Annotated in this window: 10 protein-coding genes and 1 pseudogene; 10 read left to right on the top strand and 1 reads right to left on the bottom strand. The window is 72.8% G+C overall.

Features of this window, described 5'->3' with window-relative positions; translation table 11 throughout:
- The 5 genes from VFO68_RS00755 to VFO68_RS00735 form a co-directional block, all read left to right on the top strand.
- The coding region (locus VFO68_RS00755) for an alpha/beta hydrolase (protein WP_325156145.1) at window positions 1-682 on the top strand (682 nt) is incomplete at its 5' end.
- Entirely contained in the window at window positions 679-1,977 is a 1,299-nt protein-coding gene (gene mshA, locus VFO68_RS00750) for a D-inositol-3-phosphate glycosyltransferase (RefSeq protein WP_325156144.1), read from the top strand. The genes VFO68_RS00755 and mshA, both read left to right, overlap by 4 nt.
- Window positions 1,974-2,465 (top strand): YbjN domain-containing protein, encoded by a 492-nt coding sequence (locus tag VFO68_RS00745; protein ID WP_414635444.1) that lies wholly within the window; start codon window positions 1,974-1,976, stop codon window positions 2,463-2,465. The genes mshA and VFO68_RS00745 overlap by 4 nt, the downstream gene beginning before the upstream one ends.
- Before the next feature lie 92 nt (window positions 2,466-2,557).
- Window positions 2,558-3,469 carry a DUF4349 domain-containing protein gene (locus VFO68_RS00740; protein ID WP_325156143.1) on the top strand — a complete coding sequence of 304 codons (912 nt, stop codon included), beginning with the start codon at window positions 2,558-2,560 and terminating at the stop codon, window positions 3,467-3,469.
- Window positions 3,470-3,869: 400 nt separating this feature from the next.
- Entirely contained in the window at window positions 3,870-4,616 is a 747-nt protein-coding gene (locus VFO68_RS00735) for a phosphoglyceromutase (RefSeq protein ID WP_325156142.1), read from the top strand.
- Window positions 4,617-4,764: 148 nt separating this feature from the next.
- Here the strand turns inward: VFO68_RS00735 and VFO68_RS00730 are convergent, their stop codons facing one another.
- Window positions 4,765-5,412: a DNA-binding response regulator gene (locus VFO68_RS00730; RefSeq protein WP_325156141.1), complete on the bottom strand. Its 648-nt coding sequence runs from the start codon at window positions 5,410-5,412 to the stop codon at window positions 4,765-4,767.
- Between the two features lie 99 nt (window positions 5,413-5,511).
- On the opposite strand from VFO68_RS00730, the gene VFO68_RS00725 reads away from it, so the two are divergent.
- From VFO68_RS00725 to VFO68_RS00705, 5 genes and pseudogenes are all read left to right on the top strand, one after another.
- Window positions 5,512-6,375, top strand: coding sequence for an oxidoreductase (locus VFO68_RS00725; protein WP_325156140.1), 864 nt, complete (start codon window positions 5,512-5,514; stop codon window positions 6,373-6,375).
- 106 nt (window positions 6,376-6,481) lie between these two features.
- Window positions 6,482-7,717, top strand: a complete 1,236-nt coding sequence (locus VFO68_RS00720) for a sensor histidine kinase (RefSeq protein WP_325156139.1) — start codon at window positions 6,482-6,484, stop codon at window positions 7,715-7,717.
- Between the two features lie 19 nt (window positions 7,718-7,736).
- On the top strand, window positions 7,737-8,420 hold the full coding sequence (locus VFO68_RS00715; RefSeq protein WP_325156138.1) for a response regulator transcription factor: 684 nt from the start codon (window positions 7,737-7,739) through the stop codon (window positions 8,418-8,420).
- Window positions 8,421-8,454: 34 nt separating this feature from the next.
- Window positions 8,455-9,429 carry a Ppx/GppA phosphatase family protein gene (locus tag VFO68_RS00710; RefSeq protein ID WP_325156137.1) on the top strand — a complete coding sequence of 325 codons (975 nt, stop codon included), beginning with the start codon at window positions 8,455-8,457 and terminating at the stop codon, window positions 9,427-9,429.
- A 46-nt stretch (window positions 9,430-9,475) separates the two neighbouring features.
- Window positions 9,476-9,804: pseudogene (locus tag VFO68_RS00705) on the top strand (hypothetical protein); the annotation flags it as partial.

Genomic DNA, 9,804 nt, shown 5'->3' with positions numbered 1-9,804 from the left:
CCGGTTCCGGTTGCTCGCGGTGGACCTGCGCGGGCACGGCGCGTCCGAGGTGAGCGCGGACGGTTATGACGACCCCGAGGTCTGGGCGGCCGACCTGGCCGCGGTGCTGGAGTTGGCCGCGGCGCCTGCGGTGCTGGTCGGCTCGTCCTACGGCGGCCTGGTGATCACCGACTACCTGCGGGTGTGCGGCCAGTCCCGGGTGGCGGGCCTGGTGCTGGCCGGCGCGGTCACCGAGATCGGCGCCGGTCATCCGGGCGGGGCGCTCGGCCCGCTGATGGCCGAGGGCGTCCGGGACTTCCTGTCCGAGGACCCGGCCGTCGCCGTGCCGGCGCTGACCCGGCTGGCCGCCGGCCTGACCGCCGAGCCGGACCCGGGCGATCTGGTGCAGCGCAGGCTGGGCGAGTTCCTGCTGGTGCCGCCCCGGGTGCGGCGCGCGATGTTCCGGCGCAGTCTGGGCAGCGCCGACGTGCTCGGCGCCGTGACCGTACCCACCCTGGTGCTGCACGGCACGGCCGACGCGGTGGTCGCATCCGGCGCCGCCGAGTACGCGGCGGGGAAGATTCCGGGCGCGTCCCTGCGTTGGTTCCAGGCAGTGGGACATGTGCCGTTCGCGGAGCGGCCCGACGAGTTCAACCGGGCGCTGCGCGAGCTGGTGGAGCGCTGTGGGAGGACGACGACGTGAGCCCCGACGATGTGGTGCGGCTGCACCGGCCGCGCCGGGTCGCGGTGCTGTCCGTGCACACCTCCCCGCTCGACCAGCCGGGCACCGGCGATGCGGGCGGGATGAACGTCTACATCACCCAGACCGCCACCCGGATGGCCCGGCGCGGTGTCGCCGTCGAGGTGTTCACCCGGGCCACGTCCTCCGACCAGCCGCCGGTGGCGGAACTGGCGCCCGGGGTGCTGGTCCGGCACGTGCACGCGGGCCCGTACGAGGGTCTCGGCCGGCACGAGCTACCCGCCCAGCTGTGCGCGTTCACCGCGGGCGTGCTGCGCGCCGAGGCCCGGCACGAGCCCGGCTACTACGACCTGGTGCACTCGCACTACTGGCTGTCCGGGCAGGTGGGGTGGCTCGCCCGGGAGCGCTGGGGGGTGCCACTCGTGCACACCGCGCACACCCTGGCCAAGGTGAAGAACGCCGCGCTCGCCGCCGGGGACACCCCCGAGCCGCGCACCCGGGTGATCGGCGAGCAGCAGGTGGTGGACGAGGCGGACCGGCTGGTGGCCAACACCCCGGTCGAGGCCGCCGACCTGGTGCGGCTCTACGACGCGGCGCCGGACAGGGTGCGCGCCGTGCCGCCCGGGGTGGACCTGGAGCTGTTCCGGCCCGGTGACCGGGCCGCCGCGCGGGCCGCGCTCGGCCTGCCGGGGGACGCGGTGGTGCTGGCCTTCGTCGGCCGGATCCAGCCGCTGAAGGCACCGGACGTGCTGCTGCGCGCGGCTGCGGAACTGCTGCGCCGCGGGGCGGTGCCGCGCGAGCGGCTGGTGGTGCTGGTGGCCGGCGGGCCGTCCGGCACCGGCCTGGACGCCCCGGCCGCGCTGCGGGATCTCGCGGCGGAGCTGGGTATCGCCGAGCTGACGCGGTTCCTGCCGCCGCAGCCGGCCCGGGCGCTGGCCGGCGTGTACCGCGCGGCCGACGTGGTCGCGGTGCCCAGCCACAACGAGTCGTTCGGCCTGGTGGCGCTGGAGGCGCAGGCCTGCGGCACGCCGGTGGTGGCGGCCGCGGTCGGCGGGCTGCGGGTGGCGGTCGCGGATGGCCGGTCCGGCCTGCTGGTGACCGGGCACGAGCCGGCGGCGTGGGCCCACGCGCTGGAAACCGTGCTGCGGCCGGAGGTCGCGGGCCGGCTGGCCGGCGGCGCGGTGACGCACGCGGCCCTGTTCTCCTGGGACCGCACCACCGACACGCTGCTGAGGGAGTACGCCGAGGCCTCGCTCGCCTTCCGCCGCGCGCTGCTGGGCACCGAGGTGGCGGTGTGACCGAGGTCTCCGAGCTCATCCGGTCCACTTTGGACGAACGGGAGCTGGCCTACCAGAACCCGGCGCCGGGCCGGTTCTTCGTCACGCTGCCGGGCACGAAGAAGCTGCAGACCAACTGCTGGCTGATCGTGGGCCGGCACGGCCTGCTGGTGGAGGCGTTCGTGTGCCGGCGGCCGGACGAGGCGCATGCGGAGGTCTACCGGTTCCTGTTGCGCCGCAACGCGAAGCTCTACGGGGTGGGCTACACCCTGGACAAGATGGGCGACATCTACCTGATCGGCCGGGTCGGACTGGACCGGGTCAGCGCCGACGAGCTGGACCGGCTGCTCGGTCAGGTGCTGGAAGCGGCCGACGGCGACTTCAACACCCTGCTGGAGCTCGGGTTCGCCGGCTCGATCCGGCGGGAGTGGGCCTGGCGCACCGATCGCGGCGAGTCACTGGCCAACCTCGCCGCGTTCGCCCACCTCATCGAAGATCACGACGACTGAGCCGAGCCGAGTCCGACTCGTGACGGCTTCGGGCCAACCGCGGCCCGGGCTTCCTCCGTCTGCCTGACATCAGATCGGCACCTGGAGGACGGATGAACACACGACGGTGGGTGGGCCTGGCCGGGCTGTTACTGGCCGGGGGTGTGCTGGCGGGCTGCAGCGCGGACCCGGAGACGACCGCGAGCAGCGGGGGTTCGGCGGCGGACGCGGTGGCGCCCGCGGCGCCCGAGCAGGCCAACGCGGCGAACCCGCCGGCCAAGGCGGACGGTTCCGCGCCACAGCCACAGCAGCAACAGCAGGTCAGCCAGCCGGGGGTGGACCGCAAGCTGATCCGGACGGCGGAGCTGGAGCTGGTGTCGCCGGACGTGGCCGGGGTGGCCACCCGGGCCCGGGAGGTGGCGATCAACCGGGGCGGCTTCGCCGGTCAGGAGGAGGTCCGGGGCAGTGCGGCGTCGATCACCCTGCACATCCCGTCCGACCAGTTCGACAAGGCGGTGGCGGAGCTGTCCGGGCTCGTTCCCGCCGAGAACATCAGCTCGCGCACGATGAGCAGCGAGGACGTCACCGAGCAGCTGGTGGACGTGGAGAGCCGGATCACCACCCAGCGGTCCAGCGTCGAGCGGGTGCGTGCGCTGCTGGCCCGGGCGCAGACCGTGGACGAGATCGTGCGGATCGAGAGCGAGGTGACCCGGCGGGAGGCCGATCTGGAGTCGCTGGAGAAGCGCCGGGAGACGCTGGCCGGCCGAGTGGGGCTGTCCCGGGTGACGGTCCGGGTGACCAGGGGCGAGGCCGCTCCGCCGCCGGCGGAGGACAAGAGCGGCTTCCTGGCCGCGCTGGCCGGGGGCTGGAACGCGTTTCTGACCGCCGGGGGTGTGGTGCTGGAGGTGATCGGCGCCCTGCTGCCGTTCCTGGTCGTGCTCGGCATTCCGGGGGTGTTGCTGTACCGATGGTGGCGCCGGCGGCCGCGACCGGCCGGAGCGCCGGTGCCGGAGGCGAAGGCTTAGGGGGCGGTTCGCGGGGCGGCTCGAGCGAGGGGGGAGTCGCGTTCTCGAGCCGCCCCGCGTCAGGCCCGCCGCAACGGAATCCCTTTGGCGGGGGGCACCCGGGTTCCCGGCGGGGTGCGGCCCGGCAGGGGAGACGAGCCGCACTTTTTGTTCGCTCCTACCGAATCAGGGAGTGCGTGGGAGCTGATTCGGGGAGCGCTGTCAACCTGTCAGAAGTCGGGTAGTTACACAAGGCCACCACGTCATCCGGCTGAGCGTTATCGCCCTCTGTAAGTAACGATTCGGTCACGAAGTCCTGTCGAAAGCCCACCGTGCGTCATCACGCTTACCGGCCGTCCCTCGATTGGGTGAGCGCCGGGCGACGCGGCCAGGGCACGCGGTTTCTGGCACGCTGTGCCCCATGGGCCTTGGGACGCTGGTGCTGCTCAGACACGGTGAGAGCACGTGGAACGCGAAGAACCTGTTCACCGGCTGGGTGGACGTGCCGCTGTCCGAGAAGGGCGAGACCGAGGCCCGGCGCGGGGGCGAACTGCTCCGCGAGTCCGGCACGCTGCCCGACGTGGTGCACACCTCGTTGCTGCGCCGGGCGATCAACACGGCCAACATCGCCCTGGACGTGGCCGACCGGCACTGGATCGACGTGCACCGCGACTGGCGGCTGAACGAGCGGCACTACGGCGCCCTGCAGGGCAAGAACAAGAAGCAGACCCTGGCGGAGTTCGGCGAGGAGCAGTTCATGCTCTGGCGCCGCTCCTACGACACGCCGCCGCCGCCGATCGAGCTGGGCAGCGAGTTCAGCCAGGACGCCGACCCTCGTTATGCCGGGCTGGGCGCCGCGCTGCCCCGCACCGAGTGCCTCAAGGACGTGGTCGCCCGGCTGATGCCGTACTGGGACAGCGCGATCGTGCCCGACCTGCGCGCCGGCCGCACCACCCTGGTCGCCGCGCACGGCAACTCGCTGCGCGCCCTGGTCAAGCACCTGGACGCGATCTCCGACGAGGCCATCGCCGGGCTGAACATCCCCACCGGCATCCCGCTGGTCTACGAGCTGACCGAGGACCTGCGGCCGCGCACGCCGGGCGGCACCTACCTCGACCCGGACGCCGCCGCCGAAGCCGCGGCCGCCGTCGCCAACCAGGGCCGCTAAAGCCTGTTCCATAGATCATCTGTGAGGTCTGGGTCGATCAACGGCAACCTCATGGGCACCGTGACGGCACCCAGCCACAATCCACCCGACGACCGCACCCTTCCCCGGAACGTAACCACCGCATCAAAATTCCGGAGAGGCGGATCAGTTAGACCAGGCCTAGCTGCCGCGCCCGGACGCCGGCCTGGAACCGGGAGGTCGCCCCCAGCGCCGCCATCAGCTCGGCCACCCGGCGCCGGTAGGTGCGCACCGAAAGGGTCAGCGTCCGCGCGGCGGTCTCGTCCTTGCAGCCGGAGCCGAGCAGCTCGAGGATCCGCGGCGCCAGGGTGCGCAGCTCGGCCAGCTCCCGGTCGTAGCCGGCCAGGTCGGTCGCCGCCCGCCAGGCCGCATCGAACAGCGAGCCGACCGCGGCCACCACGTCCGGCGCCCAGACCACGCTGAAGCTGCGCTCGCCGTGCGCGGTGTCGCCGGCCAGGATCGCCACCCGGCGGTCGATCAGGATCGTCTCGTTGATCTCGTCGGTGGTGATCCGGATCCGGGCGCCGTGCTCGGCCAACCGCCGCACGTGGCCGGCGCGCACCGGGTCGAGCAGCACGGCGGGCCGGTAGAGCTTGCGCACCGAGAAGCCCGGCAGCGGCTCCGCCGGCATCGCCGGGGCCGCCTTGGCGCTCACCCAGGTGAACAGGTCGTTGGCGGCACAGGCGATCTCGGTCTTGGCCGAGGTGAACAGGTGCCAGGTCCGCTCGTACAGCTCGGCGTGGCCGCGGATCACCGCGAGCTCGTTCCCGGTTTCCATCGAGATCGATTCTCGGTCGGCGGCCCGCGATGGTCAAAGGTTGGCAGCTTGCTGCCACCCGCCGGACCGGCCCGGCGGCCACCGGCCAGGCTGGACGCCATGGGAAACGAGACTGGGCACTGGGATCTCGGCGGTGACCTGCGGGTGGGCCGGATCGGCTACGGAGCCATGCAACTGGCCGGTCCCGGCGTGTTCGGGCCGCCGGCCGACAAGAACGCCGCGGTCGAGGTGCTGCGCCGCGCGGTCGAGCTGGGCGTGAACCACATCGACACCTCCGACTACTACGGCCCCTACGTGGTCAACGAGCTGATCCGGACCGCCCTGCACCCCTACCCGGACGACCTGGTGATCGTCACCAAGGTCGGCGCCCGGCGGGACGACACCGGCGCCTGGCTGCCCGCCCGCTCGCCGGCGGAGCTGCGCCAGGCCGTGCACGACAACCTCGACCGGCTCGGCCTGGACCGGCTGGACGTGGTGAACCTGCGGCTCATGCCCAGCACCGGGATGGCCCCCGGGGAGGGCTCGCTCGCGGAGCCGTTCACGGCGCTGGCGGAGCTGCGCGAGCAGGGCCTGATCCGCCACCTCGGGATCAGCAACGTGACCGGCGCGCAGCTCGCCGAGGCCACCTCGATCGCCCCGGTGGCGTGCGTGCAGAACCTCTACAACCTGAACCTGCGGCAGGACGACGAGCTGGTCGACACCTGCGCCGGTCAGGGCATCGCGTTCGTGCCGTTCTTCCCGCTTGGCGGCTTCCAGCCGCTGGAGCTGGGCGCCGCCGAGCGGGTCGCCGCCCGGCACGGGGCCACCGCCCGGCAGGTCGCGCTGGCCTGGCTGCTGCACCGGTCGCCGGCGATCCTGATCATCCCGGGCACCTCTTCGGTGCGGCACCTGGAGGAGAACCTGGCGGCCGGCCGGATCGAGCTCCGCGATGCCGATCTGGGCGAGTTGGACACGAACGGGTGAACGCGGTCTGACCGGGCGGAGAACAACCGCGGGACAGGTATCGCGTCGGCCACTCTGATCACTGTGGACTGGTCCTTTCGGGCGCAGTCCTGCCTACGATGCGAGCGTGACCGACGGGGCGTGGCTGACGCTGTCGATCAGCCTTCTGCTGGCCGGCGGCGTGGCCGGGTTTCTGCTCGGCCGGGTGCGCCGCCGGGTGGCGCAGCGCCGTCCGGTCGGCCTGACCGTGGCCGGCCTGATCCAGCGGCTGGTGCACTCCTCGCACAACGGCATCGCGGTGCTCAACCAGTTCGGCGACGTGGTGATCCACAACCCGCGCGCGGCCGAGTTGGGCCTGGTGCACAGCCACCAGGTGGATCCCCGTGCCCGCAAGGCCGCCGAACTGGTCCGGGAGACGGCCGAGCCGGTGGAGATCGACCTCTCGCCGTTGTCCGCGAAGGGCCGGGACCCGCAGGCCGTGCTCGGCGAGGTGCGCCCGCTCGGCGACGGGTTCACCGTCGTCGACGCCGCCGACGAGTCCGAGGCGGTCCGGCTGGAGGCGACCCGGCGGGACTTCGTCGCCAACGTCAGCCACGAGCTGAAGACGCCGGTCGGGGCGATGGCGCTGCTGGCCGAGGCGGTCCTGGGCGCCGCGGACGACCCGGCCGCGGTGCGCCGGTTCACCGGCAAGATCCTGCACGAGGCCAACCGGCTGGGCACCCTGGTCACCGAGCTGATCGCGCTGTCCCGGTTGCAGGGCGCCGAACGCCTGCCGGAGCTGAACACCGTCGAGGTGGACGCGGTGGTGCGCGAGGCGATGGGCCGCTCGGCGCCGGCCATGGAGGCGACCGGCATCGAGGTCACCACCGACGCCGACAGCGGGCTGCTGGTGGCCGGCGACCGCATGCTGCTGGTGACGGCGCTGTCCAACCTGCTGGAGAACGCGGTGGCGTACAGCTCGCCGGGCAGCCCGGTCACGGTGAGCCGCAGGCTGACGGACGGCTTCGTCGAGATCGCGGTCACCGACCGGGGCATCGGCATCGCCGAGGAGGAGCAGCAGCGGGTCTTCGAGCGCTTCTACCGGATCGACCGGGCGCGCTCCCGGGCCACCGGCGGCACCGGGCTTGGCCTGGCGATCGTCAAGCACGTCGCGGCCAACCACGGCGGCGAGGTGCGGCTGTGGAGCCGGCCGGGCACCGGGTCCACCTTCACGCTGCGCATCCCGGCGCACGGCCCGACCGCCCCGGCCCCGCGCACCGCACCTCAGGGGACCGTGACGGCGCCCAGCCACCATCAACCCGACAACCGCACCATGCGCCGGAACGCACCGACAGCAGTGAATTCCGGAGAGGCGGAACAGTGAATTCCGGAGAGGCGGGACAGTGACCAGGGTGCTCATCGTGGAGGACGAGGAGTCCTTCGCCGATCCGCTCGCCTTTCTGCTGCGCAAGGAGGGGTTCACCGCCGCCGTGGCCGCCACCGGCCAGCAGGCCCTGGAGGAGTTCGACCGCAACGGCGCGGACATCGTGCTGCTCGACCTGATGCTGCCCGGCATGAGCGGCACCGACGTGTGCAAGGCGCTGCGCCAGCGCTCGACCGTGCCGGTGATCATGGTGACCGCCCGGGACAGCGAGATCGACAAGGTGGTCGGGCTGGAGCTGGGCGCCGACGACTACGTCACCAAGCCGTACTCGGCCCGCGAGCTGATCGCCCGGGTGCGCGCGGTGCTGCGCCGGGGCGGCGAAGCGGCCGACGGCGACCTGCCCCAGGTGCTCGCCGCCGGCCCGGTCCGGATGGACGTGGAACGGCACGTGGTGACCGTCGACGGCGCGGAGATCCCCTTACCTCTCAAGGAGTTCGACCTGCTGGAGTACCTGCTGCGCAACGTCGGCCGGGTGCTCACCCGGGGCCAGCTGATCGACCGGGTGTGGGGCGCGGACTACGTCGGTGACACCAAGACCCTCGACGTGCATGTGAAGCGGCTGCGGTCCAAGATCGAGCCCGATCCGGCGGCGCCCCGGTACCTGGTCACCGTGCGCGGGCTGGGCTACAAATTCGAGTCGTGACCCGGTGCGTCGCCCACCCAGGTAACGTTTGGCTGTGCGCCTAGGGGTGCTTGACGTCGGTTCCAACACCGTTCACCTGCTCGTGGTCGACGCCCACCGGGGCGCCGCCCCGATCCCGGCACGGTCGGAGAAGTCCGTGCTGCGGCTGGCCGAGCGGATCACCAAGAACGGCGACCTGTCCAAGGCCGGGTCCGAGGAGTTGGTGCGCACCGTGGCCGCGGCCGCGACGTCGGCCAAGAAGCTCGGCTGCGAGGACCTGATGGCGTTCGTCACCTCCGCGGTGCGCGAGGCGGACAACGCCGCCGAGGTGCTCTCCCGGGTGACCGACGAGACCGGCGTCGACCTGCGGGTGCTCTCCGGCGAGGACGAGGCCCGGCTGACCTTCCTGGCCGCCCGCCGGTGGTACGGCTGGTCGGCGGGGCGGCTGCTGGTGCTGGACATCGGCGGCGGCTCGCTGGAGATCGCCTCCGGCATCGACGAGGACCCGGACTTCGCCACCTCGCTTCCGCTCGGCGCCGGGCGGTTGACCAGGACCCGGTTCACCTCGGACCCGCCGGAGCGCGACGAGATCGACGAGACCGCGGAGTGGCTGACCGGCCAGCTCGCCCCGGTGGCGAAGAAGCTGGGCAAGCTGGGCGAGCCGGACCGGGTGGTGGCCACCTCCAAGACGTTCCGGACGCTGGCCCGGCTGGCCGGCGCCGCGCCCTCCGCGGCCGGTCCCCGGGTCCGGCGGGTGCTGACCGAGCCGGGGCTGCGCCAGCTCATCGCGTTCATCTCGCGGATGTCCGCCGGGGACCTGGCCGAGCTGGAGGGGGTGAGTGGGAGCCGGTCGCACCAACTCGTGGCCGGGGCGCTGGTGGCGCAGGCCGCGATGAGGGCTCTGTCACGAGAGGAGCTCGAGATTTGCCCTTGGGCGCTACGAGAGGGTGTCATTCTGCGACGGCTGGACCAGACGGATGGTGAGGATCACACTGGCGTGAACTCGAAGCAGGAGGCGGGAGCCCGATGACCTCGCACGCTGGACGATCCGACCGGCGTCAGGCACGGTGGAGTCGATGAGTCACGAAGGCGGACCCGAGGGGACCCAGCAGCGCACGGTCGCTGAGCTGCTGGCCATGTACGGCGCTGAGCCGCCGGAAAACGCGCCGCGCCGCAGGCGCCGGCGCGACGACCCCTCCGACACGGGCGCCTACTCGATCGTCGACCGGGTGAATTCGGAGAGCAGTAGCCGACTGACCCCGGTCCGCGACGACCAGCAACCGCCGCCCCGCAACTCGCACCGGTCCCGGCACCATCAGCCGTCGTCCCAGCAGCTTCCCGCGGTCGACCCGCGCTCGCTTCCGCCGCGCCAGCAGACGCCGCCGCCGGGCCGGCCCGGCGGGCC

This window comes from Actinophytocola sp. (assembly GCF_035712165.1).
Taxonomy (GTDB): Bacteria; Actinomycetota; Actinomycetes; order Mycobacteriales; family Pseudonocardiaceae; genus DASYTH01.
This window is presented reverse-complemented; position numbering and strand designations above follow the sequence as displayed.

What these genes read in the sequence shown, in the direction of transcription:
- VFO68_RS00740 (WP_325156143.1), top strand. Translation starts at nt 2,558, where the DNA reads ATGAACACACGACGGTGGGTGGGCCTGGCCGGGCTGTTACTGGCCGGG.
- VFO68_RS00735 (WP_325156142.1), top strand. Translation starts at nt 3,870, where the DNA reads ATGGGCCTTGGGACGCTGGTGCTGCTCAGACACGGTGAGAGCACGTGG.
- VFO68_RS00730 (WP_325156141.1), bottom strand. Translation starts at nt 5,412, where the DNA reads ATGGAAACCGGGAACGAGCTCGCGGTGATCCGCGGCCACGCCGAGCTG.
- VFO68_RS00725 (WP_325156140.1), top strand. Translation starts at nt 5,512, where the DNA reads ATGGGAAACGAGACTGGGCACTGGGATCTCGGCGGTGACCTGCGGGTG.